This is a genomic window from Acinetobacter radioresistens DSM 6976 = NBRC 102413 = CIP 103788, from assembly GCF_006757745.1.
GTDB lineage: Bacteria > Pseudomonadota > Gammaproteobacteria > Pseudomonadales > Moraxellaceae > Acinetobacter > Acinetobacter radioresistens.
The window spans coordinates 1,933,001-1,953,658 of record NZ_AP019740.1 but is presented as its reverse complement, the minus strand read 5'-3'; the positions used below and the strand labels follow the sequence as shown (position 1 = coordinate 1,953,658).

The 20,658-nt window shown below is 41.5% G+C and carries 19 protein-coding genes; 15 read left to right on the top strand and 4 right to left on the bottom strand.

What is annotated here, in order from left to right; all coding sequences use genetic code 11:
* The first annotated feature begins 29 nt into the window (after nucleotides 1-29).
* The 12 genes from ACRAD_RS09105 (at nucleotide 30) to ACRAD_RS09050 (ending at nucleotide 14,965) form a co-directional block, all read left to right on the top strand.
* On the top strand, nucleotides 30-905 hold the full coding sequence (locus ACRAD_RS09105) for a KilA-N domain-containing protein (protein ID WP_005026792.1): 876 nt from the start codon (nucleotides 30-32) through the stop codon (nucleotides 903-905).
* A 77-nt stretch (nucleotides 906-982) separates the two neighbouring features.
* Nucleotides 983-5,524 (top strand): tape measure protein, encoded by a 4,542-nt coding sequence (locus ACRAD_RS09100; RefSeq protein ID WP_005026790.1) that lies wholly within the window; start codon nucleotides 983-985, stop codon nucleotides 5,522-5,524.
* Nucleotides 5,524-5,949, top strand: coding sequence for a hypothetical protein (locus tag ACRAD_RS09095; protein WP_005026788.1), 426 nt, complete (start codon nucleotides 5,524-5,526; stop codon nucleotides 5,947-5,949). Before ACRAD_RS09100 ends, ACRAD_RS09095 begins: the two co-directional genes overlap by 1 nt.
* Nucleotides 5,939-7,903 carry a hypothetical protein gene (locus ACRAD_RS09090; RefSeq protein ID WP_005026786.1) on the top strand — a complete coding sequence of 655 codons (1,965 nt, stop codon included), beginning with the start codon at nucleotides 5,939-5,941 and terminating at the stop codon, nucleotides 7,901-7,903. Before ACRAD_RS09095 ends, ACRAD_RS09090 begins: the two co-directional genes overlap by 11 nt.
* Nucleotides 7,904-7,905: 2 nt before the next feature.
* A complete protein-coding gene (locus ACRAD_RS09085; protein WP_005026785.1) occupies nucleotides 7,906-9,522 on the top strand; it encodes a hypothetical protein in 1,617 nt (538 codons plus the stop codon).
* Nucleotides 9,523-9,576: 54 nt separating this feature from the next.
* The gene (locus tag ACRAD_RS09080; protein WP_005026783.1) at nucleotides 9,577-10,860 is read left to right on the top strand and encodes a hypothetical protein; all 1,284 of its coding nucleotides are present in this window, start codon (nucleotides 9,577-9,579) and stop codon (nucleotides 10,858-10,860) included.
* The gene (locus tag ACRAD_RS09075; protein WP_005026781.1) at nucleotides 10,857-11,153 is read left to right on the top strand and encodes a hypothetical protein; all 297 of its coding nucleotides are present in this window, start codon (nucleotides 10,857-10,859) and stop codon (nucleotides 11,151-11,153) included. Before ACRAD_RS09080 ends, ACRAD_RS09075 begins: the two co-directional genes overlap by 4 nt.
* Nucleotides 11,150-11,536, top strand: a complete 387-nt coding sequence (locus ACRAD_RS09070; protein ID WP_005026780.1) for a hypothetical protein — start codon at nucleotides 11,150-11,152, stop codon at nucleotides 11,534-11,536. The genes ACRAD_RS09075 and ACRAD_RS09070 overlap by 4 nt, the downstream gene beginning before the upstream one ends.
* Nucleotides 11,537-11,553: 17 nt before the next feature.
* On the top strand, nucleotides 11,554-13,632 hold the full coding sequence (locus tag ACRAD_RS09065) for a hypothetical protein (protein WP_005026778.1): 2,079 nt from the start codon (nucleotides 11,554-11,556) through the stop codon (nucleotides 13,630-13,632).
* Nucleotides 13,625-13,855, top strand: coding sequence for a hypothetical protein (locus ACRAD_RS09060; RefSeq protein ID WP_005026776.1), 231 nt, complete (start codon nucleotides 13,625-13,627; stop codon nucleotides 13,853-13,855). Before ACRAD_RS09065 ends, ACRAD_RS09060 begins: the two co-directional genes overlap by 8 nt.
* A gap of 67 nt (nucleotides 13,856-13,922) precedes the next feature.
* A complete protein-coding gene (locus ACRAD_RS09055) occupies nucleotides 13,923-14,204 on the top strand; it encodes a phage holin family protein (RefSeq protein ID WP_005026774.1) in 282 nt (93 codons plus the stop codon).
* The gene (locus tag ACRAD_RS09050) at nucleotides 14,201-14,965 is read left to right on the top strand and encodes an NlpC/P60 family protein (RefSeq protein ID WP_005026772.1); all 765 of its coding nucleotides are present in this window, start codon (nucleotides 14,201-14,203) and stop codon (nucleotides 14,963-14,965) included. Before ACRAD_RS09055 ends, ACRAD_RS09050 begins: the two co-directional genes overlap by 4 nt.
* 49 nt (nucleotides 14,966-15,014) lie before the next feature.
* Here ACRAD_RS09050 and ACRAD_RS09045 read toward each other — a convergent pair whose 3' ends face one another.
* Together ACRAD_RS09045 and ACRAD_RS09040 are read right to left on the bottom strand one after the other, a co-directional pair.
* Nucleotides 15,015-15,443 (bottom strand): hypothetical protein, encoded by a 429-nt coding sequence (locus ACRAD_RS09045; RefSeq protein WP_005026770.1) that lies wholly within the window; start codon nucleotides 15,441-15,443, stop codon nucleotides 15,015-15,017.
* A 191-nt stretch (nucleotides 15,444-15,634) separates the two neighbouring features.
* Nucleotides 15,635-15,841, bottom strand: a complete 207-nt coding sequence (locus ACRAD_RS09040; protein ID WP_005026768.1) for an excalibur calcium-binding domain-containing protein — start codon at nucleotides 15,839-15,841, stop codon at nucleotides 15,635-15,637.
* Between the two features lie 80 nt (nucleotides 15,842-15,921).
* On the opposite strand from ACRAD_RS09040, the gene ACRAD_RS09035 reads away from it, so the two are divergent.
* From ACRAD_RS09035 to ACRAD_RS09020, 3 genes are all read left to right on the top strand, one after another.
* The gene (locus ACRAD_RS09035) at nucleotides 15,922-16,197 is read left to right on the top strand and encodes a hypothetical protein (protein ID WP_010700294.1); all 276 of its coding nucleotides are present in this window, start codon (nucleotides 15,922-15,924) and stop codon (nucleotides 16,195-16,197) included.
* A gap of 464 nt (nucleotides 16,198-16,661) precedes the next feature.
* On the top strand, nucleotides 16,662-16,904 hold the full coding sequence (locus tag ACRAD_RS09030; RefSeq protein WP_005026764.1) for a hypothetical protein: 243 nt from the start codon (nucleotides 16,662-16,664) through the stop codon (nucleotides 16,902-16,904).
* 1,402 nt (nucleotides 16,905-18,306) lie between these two features.
* Nucleotides 18,307-18,744: a hypothetical protein gene (locus ACRAD_RS09020; RefSeq protein ID WP_005026758.1), complete on the top strand. Its 438-nt coding sequence runs from the start codon at nucleotides 18,307-18,309 to the stop codon at nucleotides 18,742-18,744.
* A gap of 475 nt (nucleotides 18,745-19,219) precedes the next feature.
* Here the strand turns inward: ACRAD_RS09020 and ACRAD_RS09015 are convergent, their stop codons facing one another.
* On the bottom strand, nucleotides 19,220-19,789 hold the full coding sequence (locus tag ACRAD_RS09015; protein ID WP_005026756.1) for a hypothetical protein: 570 nt from the start codon (nucleotides 19,787-19,789) through the stop codon (nucleotides 19,220-19,222).
* 83 nt (nucleotides 19,790-19,872) lie between these two features.
* The gene (locus ACRAD_RS09010; protein WP_005026754.1) at nucleotides 19,873-20,565 is read right to left on the bottom strand and encodes a DNA exonuclease; all 693 of its coding nucleotides are present in this window, start codon (nucleotides 20,563-20,565) and stop codon (nucleotides 19,873-19,875) included.
* Nucleotides 20,566-20,658: the final 93 nt, after the last annotated feature.

Genomic DNA, 20,658 nt, shown 5'->3' with positions numbered 1-20,658 from the left:
AATTGATTGTCAACAAAGGAATATTAACAATGTCTAGTTTAACACAAAATTTAGCGAATCCAAATACTCAACCGTTGGTTATTGGTGATTTCCAGATTCGTCAGGATGAGAATGGTCGTTATTGCTTAAATGATCTACATAAAGCAAGTGGTGATGATAAAAAACATTTCCCTGCTTATTTTCTTCGCAACCAGCAAACCAAGGACTTGATTGAGGAAATAGAGCGATATGCAAATTCTCATATCGGTCAAAATATAAACTCTGAAAATTTGCAAAGTGCTGTAAAAGTAATTAAGGGTGGTGCGGAAAAGCAAGGTACATACGTCGTAAAAGAATTGGTTTACTCGTACGCAATGTGGATCTCTGCAAAATTCCACTTACAGGTAATTCGTGCTTATGATGCGATGGTGATGCAATTCAGGGTCAAGGCGCGTCAAGCTATCTCACCCGAACAACAAGCTTTACTTCATGAAATTGTAGATCGTCGCTCTCAAGGCAATCGCAAAATTTATGCAGAAATGTGGAGTCGCCATAATCGGCACTTTAAAATTCCGCGCTATGCAGAGCTTTTAGAAATTCATTTTGCCGAGTCAGTTCATTATCTGGAAACAATGGATTTAAAGGCAAAAGTGGAAAAACAGGAAGTTAAAGCTCTGCCTTATCCGCAAGAGGTTATCCAAGTAGCTCAGCAGATTAGCAATGAGTTTAATAACTCTCGGTATGATTCTTGGCATGTGAGTGCTAGGGATGGTGTTTTATCAGTAATGCCACTACCGCCGGGCTTTTATCCAACAATGGATATTGCTGAATTTACCAAGCGTTTTGATAGTGTGTTAGATCTGTTGTATGGAACGGATACATTGAGAATGGGGCGCTACTTCTTGAAAGAGCGCAATTCTAAATAAAACAAGAACCTCCTTCGGGAGGTTTTTTAATACCTAATTTTACCCGCTTCGGTGGGTTTTTTATTGCGAGTAAGAACATGGCCGGTAAAGAATTAACCTTTAAACTTGTGATGGAAGCTGATACTAAAAATTATGTATCGAATATTAAGGAATCTGAAAGTGTCACTAAGGCCATTTATGCCGCAATAAAACAGGAATCTGAAAGACTAAAAGCTGCATCTGAACAAGCAGCTCAGGTAGTTGGAAAAATAGTTCCTGATGATTTGCAGAAGAAGGCAGATCAGGCTAAAGGAAAGTTGAGTGAAGTCTCTCAGGCGGGTGGCGAACTTGAAGGGCAGGCTGTTCAGACAGCCGGTAAGATTGATGGTTTAGGTAATGAACTCCAAGATACGGCAGCCAAGGCAAATAAGGCAGGCTTTGAGATTGGTGAAGCTATTCCAGGTGATGCGCTTCAAATTGCAGAAATGCTGGGTACTAAATTCTTTTCTGCTGCCAAAGAAATTGAAGCATTAGGTGATAAATCGGTTATTAGCGCTGGTGAGCTACGTTCAATGTCGAGCACTGGTGAACAAGGTCTCAATGAGCTTAATTCAGCCCTAAAAGCTGCTCAGGCTGAATTGGTTCGTTTGCAAAGTACGGATGGTACCTTAAAAGATATTGAAATCGCCAAGCAGCGTGTTTTAAGTATTGAAGATGCCATTAAAGAAACGTCCAGTGCTTTTAATTACTATCAGGACGTTGCCATAAATGCTATGCGTGGCGTGGACAATGCCACACAGTCTTCGATTAATCAGTTACAACGTTTTAGCTCGGTAGATCTTGGCCAAGTAGTAGGTGAAGCCCAGACTGCGACCCGTGCAATTCAGTCAATGGGTGAAGGGGCCAATCTCAGCACTAAAGAAATTGAGCGAATTGGTAGTATCGGCACTAGCAGTATTAATACGCTTGAAAGCGAGCTGCTGGCAGCTAAGAATGCTTTCTCCGCATTAGAACAAAGTAGTGAAGCTGTTACTCTTGATGAAATTAAGGCTGCAGGAGAAAAGATCAAAGGTCTTGAACAGGCAGTTGATCTGACCAAAGCAGCATTTGCAGATTTTGATACACAAGCATCCTCTGCAATGCGTAGTGTATCGACCAGTGCAGATAAGGCTTCAACCAGCGCAAAGCAGACCGGACATGAAATCTATGAAGCTTTAGGCATTAAGCCGCCTACAGTTATTAATGATGCAATTACTGCGCTTGAACGAAAACTAGAGGATTTTAAGGCTAATAGCAAACTTCCTGCAGAAGAAGTTGAGCGTGTAACTAAAATTACCGAGCAACAGATTGAGAAGCTTAAAGATGAGCTTCACGGTGTTGAACCGGCGGCAGAAAAAGCAAATTCAGGTGTTTCCAATCTTTCTAAAGGGATGGGAGCGGCTAGATTTGCAGCGACTGCTCTTGCGGGAGCTATGGCCGCCGTTGGTATTGGTATCGGTGTGAGGGAAATTGCTCAGGCAGCGGATTCGTATACTACACTTTCAGCACGAATCAATATTGCAACCAGCGAAGGTGGTAACTTTCAGCAAGCTATGGCGGGTGTGCATCAAGTGGCACTTGCTACCAATTCAAGTTTAGAAGCTACTGCCAGCCTGTTTACCAAGGTGAATGATGTTGGCAAACAGATGGGAATGACCCAGCAGCAAAGTCTGGAACTGGTAAAAACCATCAATATGGCCATTCAAACAGGAGGTGGATCAGCACAGGCCAGTGAAGATGCTATTGTCCAGTTTACCCAAGCACTGCAATCTGGAGTACTCCGTGGTGATGAGTTCAACTCAATCATGGAACAGGCTCCAGGAATTTCTAAAGCCTTGGCTCAATCCCTTGGTGTGACTACAGGTGAGTTACGTACTATGGCAGAAAACGGCGAGTTATCTGCTGAGCGCGTAATCAAGGCCTTACAGAAACAATCCGCTGCAATTGAAGCTGACTACAATAAGTTTCCAACTACGATAGGTAATGCATTACAGCGTATCCAGACCCAATGGCAAATCCTGATTGGTACCATGGATCAGTCCACTGGCGCATCTGCAACAGTTGCACAATGGCTGGTAACTATTGCTGACAATATGGATGTCGTTGAACGGCTTTTAACCGATATTGGTAATGGTTTTATCTGGGTCGGTGATCAGCTTAAAAAAATTGATCCGGCAACTATCGAGGCTCTTAAAGAAGCCTTAAGTACTGCCTATGAAACTTTAAAGTCTTTAGTTGAATCACTTGGAGAGGTTTTTGGAACAGCTACTCAAGTTTTAGATACTGCACTTACGTCTATATTTAATTTCAATAGTGGCATAGACAGTGCCGTTGATAAAACAAATGGTTTTACAAAAGCACTTGAGGCAGCAGGTGTAGTATTTGCCTTATTTAATGACGGTTTTAAAGGCATAGCAATTGTTGTAAATCTTTTTGCTGGCGCTATGTATGAGGCTACTGGTGCATTTATGTACTGGAAGTCTAAATTTATGTTTGGTGATGCAAAAGAGGCGGCCTTTAAAGAATTTCAAGATCTTACCGCCAAAGCTCAGCAGCTTTATCATCAAGCAGATGAGTTGGCTATTAACCATGAAGTCCAGGTTATACAAGCTTTAGACAATATTGCGAAAACGCGAGAACAGAAGAATCAGGAGGCAATAGCCGGAAGTACTGCAACGTTTGCTGAGCTGATTGAACAAAACAAGGGACTTAACCAGAAAACCAAGGAGTTAGCAACAGAACGTGCTGCGCTCGATACACAGCTGAACCAGGCTAGAAAGGATGGGAACCAGTCAACAATTGATGCCATTATCCAGAAATCTGGCGAGTTAGAAAATCGAGAGAAGGAGCATGCCACCAGTAAAGCTAAGCTGGATAAAGACATGCTGGTTTCTGCCCAAGCTTATGCTGAAGCTGCCATTAAAGCTAATGGTGGGGTCATTGACGGTACCATGCAGGCTGATCTAATGACGAAGGGTTATATCGTCACAATGGATAAGGCAGGCAAGGTTAGCGTGGCGGCTTGGGGGGGTGCTGCTCAGGCTGCAGATAATGCAGCCAAAAAGGAAGAAGCTGTCAAGCTGGCCAAAGAGAATCTACAAAAGGCAGATGAGGCATATCTGGCTTTTCAGAGACAATCCGCCGTTGAACGTGCAGTTCTGGAACAACAGATTGCCGAGGCTAAGCGCACTGGTGATTTAAGTGCATTGAAATCTGCACAAGATTCCCTTCGGGGTATTGACCAGAAGGAAACTGAACTTGCCAATAACCGCAATGTACGTGCTGCGGAACTGGATGCGGCTAATTCCGGATCTGGACAGGTGGCAGAAAATGCATATTCGAGAGCTTCTCTTGCAGCCAAGCAGCTTGGGGTAGATATCGATGTTGCGTTAAATCGAGTCTCTAAATCCTTTACTGAGCAGGGTAATAATGTCACTGATCTGAAAGGTAAGTTAGCTTCTGCAGGTATTACCGGTAAAGCGGCAGGAGATATAATTTATCAGTCTTGGTCAAACTGGTTACAGACGGCTAAAAGCCAAGCTGAAATTGATTACGCAAGGTCCAAGCTTGAAGAATTTGGTGATCAAGGTGAAATCTCAGCTGAACAAGTCGAACAGGGCCTAATTGCTATCAAGATGCAGGCTTTAGAACTGCCGGATGATATTGATCCGGTGACAGAGGCATTTAAACGGCTAGGCATTGAAACCAAGGAGAATTTAAAGCTTGCTGCACAACAGGCTTTGATGGATTACATCACTGTCAGAGATAGCGGAAAGGCGACTGCTGAAGGTATCCAGAAAGCATATGAGAAAGCTGCTCAGTCTGCAGCAGCATCGGGTGATGCAGGTGTGATTGCTGCGACTAATGCTGCGAATGCAGGCCGCAATCTGGAAATCCAGATTGATGACAGCGGTCAGGCTGTAGTCAAAACCATGAATGACTGGGCCAAAGCCAATAATCGGGTAGAGAACTCAGCCAGTGCCATTGGTGATGGTTACCGTGAAGCTGGCCGGGTCGCAAGAGAGGAGGCCAAATCCTCTACTGAAGCCTGGTCAGAAGCGCTTACTGCCATGCAGGGCAAGCTTAAAGCCTCTAAAACTGGAGTCATGGCTAAAAACGGTTATTCAGTTGATGAGATTGAGCAGCAGCTGACTGAAATGGGTTATGGGGGCAATGTTAAGCAGAAAGCTAAAGAACTGTTCCAGACCGCTCAACAGGGTCCAGGTGGTTATTACCGTTCAGCCTCTCATGAATATGCTGCGCGTTATGGTGTCTCTGCATACGACAACCAGAAACAGACGGGCAATTATATGTACATTGCCGAGCAGCTGGAAAAGCTGGAAGAGTATGCAGGCAAGTCGGGCAGTGTAGGTGCAAGCTCCAAAGCTAAAACAGTTGTGCCTGAGGTGAATATCAACAGCCTGGCTCCGGATGTGAGCTATCCTAAAACCAGTTTACCGGTATCAGATCCAGCCAGAACCGTACGTTATGAGTTTGATCTAGGCAATGGTAAAACCGCAACAATGTATGGATCGCCTAATGATGGTGATGAACTGGAATCAATGCTGAGAAAACTGGAAATGATAAAAAAGAGTAGCTAATGAAATTAATACGAGTGTCTACATCAGAAACCGTCCCGCTTGAGGACGGTTTTTTATGGTCTGATGAATTTGAATGGAAGCCCATCGAGCAGAAACAGAGTCGGGCTATTGATGGTTCTCTAATTATCCAGGAGGGCCGTAAAAAAGCAGGTCGTTCAATTGTGCTGCAACCGGCAGATAACACGATGGGCTGGATCAAACGCCGTGATTTACGCACGGTTCAAGCCTGGTCTGCTTTATCTGAACAATTCATTCTGGCTTTTGAGTATCAGCACGACAGACGTGAATTTCATGTGATTTTTAACCATGAAGCCGGGGCTTTGGAAGCTGCCCCAGTGAAGGGAATTCCATCTGTATCTGACGATGACTATTACAACGTGACTTTACGTTTTATTGAAGTGGGGGAACTATACAGTGGCAATTGAAACTAAAAATCTGGTGCTCTATAAGTCCGAGCGCCTGAGCGATACAGAAGATGGTGGCGGCAAGTACTCTGGCCAGATGATTGAAGATGGCCAGAGTAATAACCTGTTTAATGATGTGAGTGAGCTGGACCGCACCATGGGGGATGTGTCACTGCGTAAACTGTTCCCCGCCGTGACAACGAATGATACAGACCTGCTTATGGGGGCTACGGTCTTTATCTCGGAAAACCCAAAAGATCCCAATGTCTCAGCTTTGCTGTTTAGTACAAAGTCGTGGATCGATGAGCGCAAGTCCGCCCAGAACCGGATTGAAAATTATCTGGCCAAGGGGGGACAGGCAGCAGGGAGTCCACTGGATACACATTATGCCGGTATGAAAACCCTGCAGGTGGCGATGTTTCCAAGTGAAGTCGAAAGCTCGGTGGGCAGTACACTGGTATTGGTCTCGAAAGAAGGCCAGGCACTGCAGCATGAGCAGTATGTTCGCATCACCAAAGTTGAGACCCGTATTGCCAAGATGATCATCGATGATAAGGAAGTTGAATATAAAATTGCGACTTACAGCATTAATGATCCACTCGATCAGGATTATGTCGGGCTGTCTGCCAAGCAATGGTACAGCGGCGATAAGTCTCAAACGATTTTACGGGATACTATCGTAGCCGATACCGGCAAGTATTATGCATCCAGCAATCTCAAGTCTGCTGCAAAAGTCGGTGAGTTTACCGTAAATGCGGAAAGTATCTTTGCCCAGCTGGTCCCATCTGCCCAGACTGAAACGCCAATTGTGGATGTAAACGCAGCCGGGGAAAGTATGGTACTGGTACCGGGTAACACTGCTGCTATTACTGCAACTTACTTGACCACCATTGGTACCGCTCAGAATCTGTATATCGGCTCATCTGTTATGCCTTCCAGCATGTCTTTTAACCTGTTTGGCCAGCAGATCACTGACCAGGGCGGACTGCTTAAAAACATGCAAGGGACGCAAGTCGGAACGATTGATTACCAGCGCGGTGTGATCCAGTGGACACAAGCTGCAGGTGCAGGATCTGCAAACTTAAGTATTACCTTTAAGCCTGCTTCAGCACCCAACCAGTACTTTCAGTCGGAAACCCGGCCCGTCACTCAACAAAACCAGAGTGCCAACTGGACCGGTGTACTGGTACCACCACCCGCCCCGGGCAGCCTTTCAGTTTCTTATATGTCACAGGGTAAGTTTTATGAACTGAAAGATGACGGCTCTGGGCGGTTGTCTGGCTCGAGTGCTTCGTTTGGTTCAGGCAATATCAATTATGAAACCGGTTCCTGGTCTATTACGACGGGTGCCTTACCGGATGTGAATACACCGATTTTACTGTTATGGGGTACACCGCTGGCTACATTTATACGCTCAGGTCTTGCGGTTGAACCGGCAGCATTCGAGTTTGATTTGCAGCAGGCAGGAATAGCCTCAGGCAGCGTGACAGTAAAATGGCTGCTCGAAGGCAAGAGTATGACCGCGACTACTAACACCTTAGGTCAGTTTAGTGGCGATGCCACGGGTACCTTTAACTATGCCAGCGGTCAAGGCCGGCTGGTACCGAATAAACTGCCGCAGAAAAACACGGTCTTTACTATCAATTATAGCTATGGCGTACCGCTTGATCAGATTGTTGAAAATGTCATGCCAACTGATCAAAAGCTGAAATTTACCATTGGTTCAGGTGCTGCAATACAACCCAATAGTGTTGAGTTAAGTGTACCGGTTGCTGATCAAATCGGTTCAGTCATCGGTACGGTGGTTTTAACTGATATTCCAGTGAATGCCGAGGTGGGCAATCTGGTCAATAGTCAGGGCAAGGTACAGGGCACCATTACCTATGCAACAGGTGCGGTAGAAATTATTCCTGAAGCGACCAGCTCGGTTTTCACCAAGTCCTATATACCAACTGCGGTTTATGGAGCAGCATAAATATGTCATTTTATTTACCCGCCACTTCTCAAATTAAGGAAGAAGTAGTGCAGCTCGGGGCATACCGGGCGACCAGTATTAGCGTGAAATACCGGGATAGCTCAGGCGTAAGTGCCGGGGTCAAACAGATTACTGGTGACAAGCTACGTTTTGATTTAACCCGGGGTTTTGATGAGCAGATCCTCTCCGGAGCAGTGCGTTTTATGCTGGGTTCAGACACTTATCTGGACCGTACTGGCACCTTGGTACGCAATGTAAATCCAGCCAATAACAGTGGCACCAGTTCCGGTAGCATTCAGTATGGTACCGGCAAGATTGAAATCGCTAGCTGGACACCGAATACGGATAACCAGCTGGTACTGCAGTCTCTCACTACAACTACAGATATGCCCCCGGTCAACCGTATCAGCTTTAGAACGCCGGTCAGTCCACTGCGTCCCGGTTCATTAACAGTCGTCGTAGCCACTTTAGACTATGGCCAGCTGACATTGCGGGCTGATGACGATGGCATCATTGAAACCAGCCGGGCACATGGCCAGATTAATTACGATACCGGTTTTGTGGATCTGTTTTTTTATACTAAAACCAAGATTACTGAGGCTAACCGTCCTGGGCTGGAGAGTGAACCCTGGTATGACCTATTACTGGAGTATCAGGAAGGCACTGAAACTTATATCAATATACCGGTCTGGGTTGCGCCGGAGACTGTACGTTATAACGCGGTGGCTTATACCTACATCCCGCTGGATGCCGAAATTCTGGGCTTGTCTGCTACCCGTCTGCCGCTGGATGGCCGGGTACCGATCTTCCGGGTGGGTGATATCGGTATTGTCAGTTCCAGCAAAATATTTGAACTGCCAGATCATATCGCTGGCCAGACTTATGAGTTGCCAGATCAGCGCATTTCATGGGCCGAGCTTGAAGATGCCGACGGGGTAAAAGTGCCATTCGATATGTACAGCGTGGACTATGACTATGGCAAGTTTACGCTAGGTGGTGATTTTGCTTTAAATGCGCTGACCGCACCATTGACAATGAAATATCGCTATCAGGACATGTTGCTAATCCGTGATGTGCAGATCAACGGCCAGCTGACATTTACTAAGCCACTTACACATAACTATGATGCTGAAAATACCATTGTCGGTTCAGCGCTAGTCATTGGTGATATGCAGGCCCGGTCTACCGGTAAATTTGTACAGCAGACCTGGAACAGCCTCTGGCGAGATGAGCCATCTGAAGGGGCGATTTCAGCCAATTACAATGATGCCTTGTATCCAATTAAAGTTACAAATAATGGCGCGATTCAGGAACGCTGGGCCTTGGTTTTTACTGGAGATCAATCGTTCCGCTGCATCGGGGAATACTCGGGTCAGATTGGTACAGGGACTGTGAATACGGACTTTGTACCGATCAATCCGGTCACCGGTGTACCATATTTTGTGGTGAAAAAGGAAGGCTGGGGGCAGGGCTGGGTAAGTGGCAATGTACTGCGCTTTAACACGGTCGCTGCAACTTTCCCAGTCTGGGTGATCCGCACGGTGAAGCAATCTGAGCCTACAGCAATTTCAGACCAGTTTCAGATCATGCTGCGTGGTGATATTGACCGCGTTATTTAAAATTTAAATCAGCTATGACCGCTTTATGCGGTCTTTTTTTATGGATCAAATAAAATGGTAACAGAAGTAGATGTGCAATTTTTTAGCCACTTGAATGGTTTAACTTTAAATAATGAATGGGGTGAAATGATCCGTATGTTGGATAAAACCCTTGTGAATGGGGTTGAATTACCAGCAATCACGGCGGCCTCAATAGATGTGGATGGAAGCGTCCATTTAACCTTTTTTGCAAATCATAAAGCATTAATTTTGCAAGTGGTTGAGCTTTCTGGTTTTGCCCCGTCGGTGCTTAATCAGCGATATCGCGTAAAAGGTGTGCCGTCCGCAAATCAACTGATTTTAAAGCCTAAAAACCCAATTACAGAAACAGCAATAATCACAACTGGTGGGGCAATTTTACCACCATTGGGTTATGAGATTGTTTTTCGCGACACTGGGGATGTCAAGCGGGTCTATCGTGCGAAAAATGCCACAGAAAAGCACCCATACATCCGGGTTGATGAAACCTTGTCCGATGGCACAAACACATATAATTCCACTTATGCCAAATATGCAATGGTCGGACTATTGGAGCACATGGATCACATAGACGACTATCTAAAACCCGATGTTCACCAAATCCCAGTTAAGTCAGGAGAGCTAGATAAAAACTGGAAGATTACAGGCACAGGATCAACTGTAAAGCGTGGCTGGTCGCGGTGGTATTGGTCGAGAAATTCAGAAACAGTTGGGTATAGAAATGATAACTCAGCCCCGCCAGCCGGAAACCGTGGTTTTACGTTAGTCGGGGATTCAGACGCCTTTTATTTTCTGGTATCCATGGTATCAAGCACCGATGGATTAAAAGGTAAGGTTTTAAACGGGGCGGGGATTTATATTGATCCAGATGACAACACCTTAATGCCACCCTGGTTTTTAATGTCTACTGTTGCTGACATGGCGGCTGATTTCAATTTTAGTTTTTTTTACTCTGCAAGCACTTACAACGGGATTTTGCCACTATCTCATTCTGAGCAACATTCTTACTTTTACATCCCTAAAAAAACACTTGACGGATTAACCAAAGCCCAAACATTGGCCCGGCCAATTCTTCTTAATTATGCCAGCGGAGCATCCACCATATATAACAAGGGGGCTAACAGTTTTATGAATGTGCCTTTTGGTGATTCTGATGGATATTTGCGCGGCAGTTTGCCACATATTTTGTATAGTTGCTCAGCCATTTCTGTAAATGAAACAACGCCAGTTTTATCTAATACTTCAATGTATGTTACAGAGGCAGCTTTCACGGTAAACCTAGGCGGCGGGTATAGTTTTTATTTAGGGGAGTTTGAATGAAACCGGTAAGGAGGCAAGTTTTTAAAACGGCGCCCGCTTTTCAAATTATTCCTATTACACCAGTAATTTGTAAAATTAGCGGGTCAGTAAAAAAGCTGGGGGTTCAGTATAGTGACGCAGTGGTTGGACTTTTTAATAAAGATAACTACATGCCTATAGCCTTCAGAAGACCTAATAAAAATGGGGATTATAGTTTTTTAGGGCTTAACCAAGATTTAAAAACCTTTGTTGTGGCTTTTGATTTAAAGCAACAATTTAACGCAGTTATTCAAGACAACATGAGGCCGAAATGAGTAAAACTTCAGTTAATGCTCGGCTTGCTATGATTCAAGCCTTTGCAAACTTTATGGATGACGGTAGCCAAAGCGCTACCGTTATTTTTTATGAAGGTGTGCAGCCTGCCAGTCCTGCTATTACAGCAGACTCAAACAATGCTTTAGTGACACTCACATTTCCTGAGCCATGTATCAAAGAAACTACAGCCACTTATGTTGAGCTTCATCCAACTGATACGGCAACGGTGATTAAGTCAGGCACAGCAACATGGGCACGTATTTATAACGGTGCTGGTGAGGTAGCTGCTGACCTAACCGTAGACATTGATATCACCCTGGCGAATACCAATCTTGCACTGGGTGGTTCATTGTCGATTACATCAATAAAACTCAGACCTTGAATTAAAAGGGTGCTCATGTGGATTTTAAAAATAAGCTCGGCACCGTTGATGCTCACAACCTAAACCTAAATTTTAAGCCTGATAATACCGATAGTCACAATATCATTCTGAATTTTGAGCATCTGGCCGATGGTTCAACCAATCTTAATTTTGGTGATGATGTTGCAGCTGTAATCGATACAGTACTCGAAACTGAATTTTCATTTGAAGTTACTGCTATCTATGCCGACAGTAGTACCAATACTGCAGTTATAGATACGGTATTAGATACTGAACTTAGCTTTGATGTAGTTGCTGTATTTAGTGAAAATACACATGTTGTTGGACAGATCGAAACTGTCTTAGACACTCGTTTTAGCTTTGAGATTAATGCTGAGTTTGCTGAAAATCTGTGCACGATTGATACAGTGCTGGATACCGGATTCAAGACTGAGATTGCAGCAATTTTCGATATCAACTTTATTCGTGGCATTGAGGTTTATCTCATAGCTGGCTATCAGGGAGCTTTGCCTTGTTTAAGTGTAATTGAAATCCCTTGGGCTAAACCGGTATTACGGGCGCATCACAGCGCCTTTTATTTTGAGCACAGTTTAGGGTTAAGCAACCAGGCATTACTTGGCTTTGAAAAGGCTGCCTTGCTGTACCGCTCGGTTCAGTTACAGCATGAGCAGGCGACTGGTTTATCTAGTGATACGTACTTTATCTGGCAAGAAAACAAAAGACTGGCCAAAGCGCGAACCTTGGTATTTGAAGAGGGCAACAAGCTCAGGATTAACCGTATTACAGATTGGGAGGAGCTGGTACGGAAGCGCCGAAACTTTACCTATTCGCATCAAGTAGCCCACGTCTTTGAAAAGTGTTTTGCATTCGAGTGGGATAAAGGTCTTGAACTGATCACGACCAGTAGCATTGCATGGGATAAAGCCAAAGCCATTCATTACCGAAAGCATCCGGTTCAACCTTGGCCACAACCTGAGCTTCCTGAATACGTGGGCAGGACTGACCTCAACTTTACTTGCTTGTGCAGTGAGTCAGATCCACACAACCTTATTTTAAACTTTGGGGCAGATGACTGTATTCCAGCCCTGCCAAACCGCAACTGGTGGTATATCGTGAATGAATTATCCGTAAGCCGTCTGGACAATGGTCAGAACATCCAAGTGTATGATGGCAGTTATAGTACAGATCGTAGCCGCTGGTGCTGGTCATATAGCCTGAGCGTACCTGCGTCTGAAATACCAAAGCTCGAACCGGTTAATGGTCAGCCTGTGATTTTAAGAGTTATGGTGAATGGTACCGAACATCACATGCTGCTTGAAAACCGTAGCCGCTCACGTCGCTTTGCCGAAACCACTTATACCCTGAATGGCCGTAGCCAGTCCGCTTTACTGGACGCTCCCTATGCACCGACACGCTCATTTACCCAGGAGAATGAAAGGACCGCACGGCAGCTCTGTCAGGCTGAACTGGATCGGGTCAACAGCTCAACAACACTGCAGTGGGGGCTGATCGATGAGCTGAGCTGGATTGTCCCAGCGGGCAGCCTAAGCTATTCCAACATGACCCCCATTGCTGTAATCAAAATGATAGCCGAGTCTGCAGGTGGCTTTGTCTACAGCGAGAAGGGCAGCGATACCATCACTATAAAGCCCAAGTACAAAAAAACATTCTGGGATTCAATCACGGTTGAAGAATATGACCGGCTGATCCCTGAAAGCCTGGTCACAGAGCAGTCTACCGATTATGAGCCTTATCCTGATTATAACGGGATTACTTTGACCAATGACCGCTCTGGCTTAAGTGGCCAGATTAAACGTACTGGCACTGCAGGTGATACTTTGCTGGAAACAGCGAACAATCCACTGTTTACCGTTGAGAGCATGGGGTCTTATGGCAAAGCAGTTCTGGCCAAGTCAGGTCTGGTCGAAACCCACAATCTGGTGATGCCGATTGGTCCGGATGTGAGTGAATGTGTACCTGGTGATTTAGTGGCATTTAATGCTGAATGGTGGGGCATTATTGAGGGGGTGAACGTGTCATTCAATCATGCGGTGATTAACCAGAGTATTAAAGTGGAGAGCATCAATCGTGAGTAATCCATTACAGCGTTTAATCGACTTATTGCCCAAGGCTCCAGAGTTCATTGGCACCATCACCTCAGCAGATCATCCCAATTATAAGGTTTTAGTGGTCGATGGTAGCGGATTGGTTCTGTGCACCAGCAGTACCAAATACTCCACCGGTACCCGGGTATTTGTATCTAACAACGAAATCAAGCGTCCAGCGCCTGAAGGCAGGGTGTTACAGATAGAAATTTAAGAAAGCTAAAACAGTTTAAGCACCCTACGGGGTGCTTTTTTTATATCTAAAAAATGAGGGAGAGCTCATGCAGGAGCATGAAAAAACCGTCCTGATGCTGGTTTTTATCGGCGCAGTTATTGGCTTGGCCAAACTGCTGGCATCAGATGAAAAGCTGACAACACGGCTGGTATTGGGCCGTTCCATTCTGGGATCAGCATCTTCAGTACTGGCAGGAGGTGTACTGCTACAGATTCCCGATATTCATCCACTGGCACTCATTGCCATCGCAACGGCCTTAGGAATTATGGGCAGTTCATTTATCGAAAGCTGGTTAAAAAACAAAGTAACTCACTGGAGTGGAAAATGATTTTAATGAATGAAAATGCATTGAGATATCTTGCGGTAAAACTACCCTATCTGGGCGCAGTCATTTCACTGTTGCTCTTTGTACTGCAATGGGCACTGGATTATCACATTATTCCTTTGCAGTACCATTTTATTATTACATGTCTGGTATTGCCGGGCTTGGCTCATATCGGTAAAAAATTTGCACAACCGGAACTTGCTGAAGGTCCACAGTTGACAGGTATTAATACGCTGCTGGCTGCTACTCCACAGGTTACCCAAAGTTATGATTTACCCTGGATCATTGAAGCTAAAAAGCACATTGGTTTACGTGAGAATACCAGCAAGACAACCCATAACCCGACTATTCTAAAATGGCTAAAGAGTCTTAAAGCGTGGTGGGCTGAAGACGAGACAGCGTGGTGCGGCACTTTTATTGCGTGGTGCTTAAAACAGGCCGGAATAGCTTATCCAAAACACTGGTACCGCGCATTAGATTATGTGAATTATGGTACACGTCTATATAAACCGGCTTATGGGTGTGTGGCAGTGAAAACCCGAAAGGGTGGTGGCCATGTGTGCTTTGTGGTTGGACGTGACCAGAAAACTGGCAAGCTGGTCTGTCTAGGCGGCAACCAGTCTAATATGGTCTGCTATGCACTGTATGCCGAATCCGAATTTCAGGAATTTCGCTGGTATGGCAAAACTTCACGACCGGCTGAGCATCGCTATAATCTGCCCCTTATGTCAGGAGTAACAGCGACTCAGGTTACTGAAGCGTGATTACTTATAGAAAAGCCCGCTGATGCGGGCTGTTTCTGTGTTAGTTTTTTTACTTTTTAATATTATTTAAAATTTTTAAATCTAAATTAAAGTCTACTGCTCTACCTAGACGTGCAGAATTTCTCATCTGATAAACTTGAATAGTATAAATGCCAGTTTCTGGCAGAATGATCTCACCTGTGGAGTCTGCTGATGTCGAGCCAATATAAATTGCCTCCGCTTCACCTGGTTTGTCACCCGGAGCATAGACATTAACGTAAGCTAGGTCTCTTGTACTTAAAATATTAAATTTTAAAATTTGTCCACGCTGAGCACGCACTGTATATCGCGCATCATTATACCCTTTAAAATTCCCCTTAATCTTTGTGCCATACGTACCTTTTTTAAAAACTATAGGTGTTTCGACAGGTTTTGCAAATGTATGAGCTACTCCAATTGAAGATAAGACTAAGATTGCAACTTTTAAAATATTTTTCATATTGGCATCCAATTTAAGTTTAAAAATATAAATATTTTTGAATTGGTTTCTATTTTAAATTTCAATCGAATCATTAATGTTTAAATTCGTTTATAACAAGTAATCAATACCTATAGGATTTGGTACGATTACTTCAGCTGCAAATAGTAACTGTTATCTGTAATAGATGGTCATTGAGGTTGATACTTTTATTACCGTCGTCTTGGACAATGAGTGCCATTCCCACCTGGTAGGCAATCACAAGCACTACCATCCTTATCCCGATCTAATCGCTTATAACCAGGTTTCTTGGCATTGAAATAGTTTTGTGCTTCTTTGTGCGTCTTAAAGTCAGCGCACTTTACAGCGAAAGCAGAAGTAGTCGATAACCCCAATAAAATTATCATTAAAAATTTCATTATATTCATCCGTCATTTTTTTCTTAAACTTATCACAACTTTTATGTAGATTATCTGCTTTCAACTAAAGAAGAATAAAAATGAAGATTTCAAAGGGTTTCTGGGGAATGCTCTCAGTCATATTGGTTGTAGGTATAGCTTTCTACAGTTATCTAGCTATTGCATCCAAACCTGAAATATTAAATGGGTATAAAGAAGGTAGTGAAGAATATAAAGGTTATACCTTTGCAAGAGACAACCAGCTCAAGTCTAAAGAAGAATGCTCAATAGCAACTATAGAATTTCCAGAACTTCCCAAAGTCAGTGTCAACTTTATGAGTGGTTGTAAAAGTTATTTTAAAAAGCCTTCCAAGTAAGGGCTAACTATTTGTATGAATTATTTTTTATATATTTCTAATACTAGAAATATCACTTATTTTAATTAAAATAGATAAGACCATGATTACTATATGAAAAACTATACTAGGAAAATACAAAATGCTTAAAAACAAAGCCGCCTTGAGTAGCTCTATTTTTATTAATAAAATTTAATTTTTCTATTGAAATATATAAGAATTATTTTAATTGATTTCATTGTTAATAGAAGTCTAGATAGTAGCTAATATATAAAAGTAATTAAAAGTAACTTTAGGTTAAAAATGTAATTCTTATGTTTTTAGTAATTTTAGAATTTTTTGTTTAATAGTTAGTTAGTTTTTTAAACAATTTACATTTTTTTATTTTGAAACATTACAAAGATATATCGTTAGCACAATCAGGTATTCTATATAGGCTAGATAGAATTCTAGTTGTTAATTTTAAACTTATAGGAAGTATTATAATGACTAATCAACAGAATGATCAACAACGTCACCAGAACCAGCAAGGTCAGCAAAACGATCAACAACGCCAAACAAATCAACAAATGCCAGGTCAGCAGAATCAACAAAACGATCAACAACGCCAATCAAATCAACAGATGCCAGGTCAGCAGAATCAACAAAATGATCAACAACGCCAATCAAATCAACAGATGCCAGGTCAGCAGAATCAACAAAATGATCAAAATCAAAAAAATATGTAACATATAGTGTTATATAAAGTGAATTTGATTCTTTAGCTAGTAAAGTCCTCCAAGTGAGGGCTTTTTATAAAACTTAAAAACTATATAAGCTTAAATTTCTTATTCACAAAATATAAAGCTAATATGATTCCTAACCAGAATAAGTAATCTAGAATAAAGTAGTTAAAGAGGAACTCATCTAGATCCCAAAAAATAAATAATGCGCTTATACTGTTACCAGGTGAGGTAAAATCTCCATCAATTAAAAAGACAAATGGAAAGCCGCCTGCGAGTCTTGGTACTTCCTCAATTCTGTCTACAATTGTACGTTCAACAGGGATATATCTTTGATAAAGCAATGACATCGAGGTTAATATAAAAGCCAAGATACCGATGTAGCATGCATACAATATTTTTCTCATAAACTTGACCTAAGGCTTCATTATAATTCTAATAAGATTTAGATTACCTCAATTAGGGCTTTTTGATAACTTTGATCCATATCTAAATTTTCTTAATTACTATATTGATTTTTATTTATGCGTTACAGTTTGCGTTACAAGAGTTTTTATTATTAAATTATATTTTATATAACAATTACTTATAATTTTAATTAGATGCACGCCGAGCGCACCATTTTTATATATGATAAGAATCGATAACATCCTATAAACCTCGCTAGATAAGGCTTATTAAGAAGAATGACTATGAACAGCCGAAATGATGGCTTATATACTATATATAACGGTATTTTTGCCATGCAATCATATAAAATTTTTCTTATGAAGAATAAAACCACGCAATATAGCAACCAGCACAGCAAAAAGAATAATTAAGAATATTTGTTCTGCTGTGTTTAGGTTGGGACTATCTATAAAGTAGTGTTGTATAATAAATAAAAAAGCTAAAATAACTATAATAACCAGTATGATAGAAAACACAAGGTATCTCACTAAACTACATATATTCTATATATAATATTATCTGAAGACTGAATATTGTCAGGCTACAATTAGATTATAAAGATAGAAAATTTCTTCCATTCCACTAGAATCACAGAGTTTAAGTAATACTTTGATACCTATTACAAGGCACAGTAATTGTATTATTAAAAATATATCTGTATTGATAAAAGTGAAACTCATAAAATTATGAGGAGCTGTCATGAGAATCTTGAGATGGCTATCATTTATCGCAATTGTAGTGATATTGACTCTGATTTTTTGCCTTTACGGAGACTTGGCAGGAGATTCTGTCAGATCAAAAATTTTTTAATAAATTAAACCTCTTAATCAGAGGTTTTTTCAATTTTAAACCCTAAGTTTTTACATCAGGTCATAGTAGTAGAACTAATTAAGACTTTTTATGTCTTGTATTATATTTAATTGATATTATAGCCCTCCTGAAAAAAGGGGCATTCTTCATGCAAAAAGGCTTAGCAGGTGAATTGTTTGGTGTAAATATTTATTTACCTATTTCACGTATTGAGGTGAAAGCCTTAATACAAGCAAAAAATGCTCTGGCAGAATATTTAGTCCGTGATAAGTATAAATCACTTTATGAAGTTCATTTACAGCTAGACAGACAGATCCATGTATTTGCTCATCGCTTAGAAAGGGAAGAGGCAGCCCGCTTTTACAGGTTTTTTCTAGAAGAAGTCACAAACTCAAATAGTAAAAAATTGGAGCTAAATCCAAATTATACCTTTTCAAAAGCAATTCCATCTTATGGATTCGAATTTAAATCTCAATATAATATTAGAGTAGATAGTCTTCTAAAAAATTATTTAGGTTGTATTTTATCCAGCTTAATTTGCATAATTTTTTTATTGTATAGTGCAATCGTTAATTTTAATTTTTAAGTTAAAAGTAAATAAGTTGCTTAAGATATTGAAAAAAATTAATATGTTATTAATGCTGAAAATGACGTTATATCACGAGTATTTTTAGCTTTAGATAGAAATTATGCGGAATCTTTTTATTTAGGGTATGCAGGGAAGCGAGCGTATATCCAGAATCCTATTTTTGAGAATTTTAAATCTTATAAGGGAGCTTAGGTGAAAAAGTTATCATAGCATTCTGTGTTGTATGAAGATGTCTTGATACCTTACTCAACCAAGATCATAGATGGTATTGGCATATTTATTATTTTCACAAATATTCGATGTATTATTTCATGAGTTAATCTAATTTGAGCTATTCGATAGCAGCAAGTAAGAGTAAAAAATAAACTAAAAAATCGTCTGTAAATATATTTTAAAATTACGAACTAAGGAATGAATATAGGGTAATCAGTCATCTTTGACCTGTAAAAATGACTGATTTAATAAGTCATTTTCAATGCTGTCTTAAATGTTGTATAGACTGATTAATCTGTTGCATGGCGCGGTTAAGCTCTGATGGTGGAAGTCGGCTTTCTTGCAGATACGTCAGCCATTGCATCTGACAAAGTTTTAAGTGTTCAATGTGGTGTGCTTGCTGAATACGTTCAATAAGCTGTTTGGCCATTAAGCCACAATATTGTCTTAACAGACTCGTCATTAACTCTTTTATAGCTAGAAACCCTAAGAGCTCAACATTTATTTTAGCGTTAGAAGTGGACCGCTCTGAATATATAATTTCATTTTGCCTGTCATTACTTATTAATATTATCGGGGCTGTTTCTATTTCAAATTGGTCTGCTGATATGAGTTTTTCTTTTTGCTGACCTTCAAAACTGATCAGTCCCATATTATAAAGCTGGTCTAGTACCTCAGGTTCTGCAATTCGTTGCTTGAATTGTGGCGTAAGTATATCAAAATCTGGTGTACCAATCAGAATAAGTAAACGTCTCTGGCGTACATTTAGATGAATTGATCTGTTTTTTAAAACTTCTATACCTAATGGTGTTTTTTGATAATCAGACATTGCCCCGACTTCCCCTAATCAGTCAAGGCAACCCTACATTAAAAAAATTAAAGTTTGATGAATAAGTTTTTAAATATCAGCACCTAAACTAGGGTCTGTTCTAGGGCCTTACGTAGATAAGGATCCAGCTCTTCTTGACGTAGCAGCCAGTTTACATAGTCGCCAGGTAATTCTTTAATTGCGGTACCACGGTGTTTGCCAAAATTCAGAATACGGGGTATCCGTGCGTCTTCTGATGCAGTATAAAGTTCTTCAATACTCTGAATATTTAGATGGTAAAGAATATGCATGAGTATATTTGCAGTTAAAATAATATCGGCATCTGCACGGTGAGCACCTTTGAGTAATTCTCTTGCTTTATCACTTCCTTTACTGATCATATAAATCAGTGCAGAGATGTTATGTGCCTCAGCATCGGGCCAAACCTTGCGGGCCAGCGCCAGAGTGCAAATAGCTTTAATATTTGAGGTGTCTATGCCACATTTTTCAATGGTACGAATATCATAATCAATATTATGACCGATAATATAGACAGTTTCGGAAGGTAAACTGAAGTCCTTATAATGAGGCTGACCAGCAATATCGGTTTCTAGAATATGATGTACTGCCATCGCGGCATAAGAAATTGATTGTTCACCAATACTGTAGAGCTGGTCAAATAACTGACTTTTGTCTAGGCTCAAACGGCCTTGAGCAATTTGGACAGGCGCGTAGGCAATTTCAATCGGTAGTCCATTGAGTGTATGTGTTTCAGTATCGAGAATAATGGCCTGCATGTTGAAAAATATGCCTGAACAAAAGAGAAAGTCAAAATCTAACATTATTATTTCTATTCTGACAATTTAAAAACCTGTCAGGGCTTTAATTGA